1 protein-coding gene is annotated in these 987 nt (G+C 50.5%); it reads left to right on the top strand.

Going from position 1 to position 987, the window contains the following annotated elements; genetic code table 11:
• The coding region (locus H6B51_RS17160) for an IS110 family RNA-guided transposase (protein ID WP_204884804.1) at positions 1-987 on the top strand (987 nt) is incomplete at both ends.

Below are 987 nucleotides of genomic sequence, written 5' to 3'. Positions count from 1 at the left end.
GTAATATCGTTCTTGCTCATCCGAAATACGTGAAAGCGATTCGAGGTAAGAAAACTGACAAACGGGACGCCAAGTGGATTGCCGACATCTTCAAACACGACCTTGTTGCAGGGAGTTTTATCCCTCCGGCAGATATTCGACAGCTTCGTGATTTGGTACGTTACCGCTGGAAACTCACCAACTTTACTACCGGCGAGAAAAACCGGGCGCAAAATTGTCTGACGGTTTCCAACTTCAAACTGGACGATGTGTTCTCGGATGTGTTCGGCAAGGCAGCCTCCGCAATCACTGCTCGTATTCTGGAAAATCCAAAGGAGAAAATTACAGATGTTTCTGGCTTCCGAACCAAAGGTATGAAAGCGACCAATGAACAGGTGCTTGCCGCCGTGGACGGAGAGATGTGTGAAGAACAGGCTGAAAAGCTCCGCATCATCCGTTCCCACATGGACAGCCTTGATCTGTGCAAACTCAATCTGGAATCCCTGATTCTGTCCGTTGCCGAGAAATATCTTCCTAAACTCAACCTTGTTATGACGGCGCCGGGTATCCAGTCCTTTGCCGCTATCGGCATCATTTCTGAGATTGGAGTGGATATGTCCGTGTTCCCGACCTCGAAGCATCTCTGCTCCTGGGCCGGGCTTACGCCGCAGAACAACGAGAGTGCCGGGAAAAAGAAAACCACCAGAATCAGCCAGTCCGGCGCTTATATTAAGCCATTGCTGGTACAGTGCGCTCTTTGTGCGATTCGAGCCAAACGATTCCCGGAAGTCCGCAATCGCTATCTTGCGCTCAAGAAACGCCGGGGCCACAAAAAGGCCATCATTGCCATTGCCAGAATGCTCCTAACAGCTATCTACAACATGCTCAAGAAGAATGAACCGTACAACCCTGAACTCTACCGCAAGGGCGATCAGCCACCTGCACACCGTGAGGTTTCCGTGGAAGAAGCCATCTTTATTCTCCAGCGGCAAGGTTATCTGGTGACTG

Origin of the sequence: Pseudoflavonifractor phocaeensis (genome assembly GCF_016901955.1) — a bacterium.
Classification (GTDB): Bacteria; Bacillota; Clostridia; order Oscillospirales; family Oscillospiraceae; genus Flavonifractor; species Flavonifractor phocaeensis_A.
This window is presented reverse-complemented; position numbering and strand designations above follow the sequence as displayed.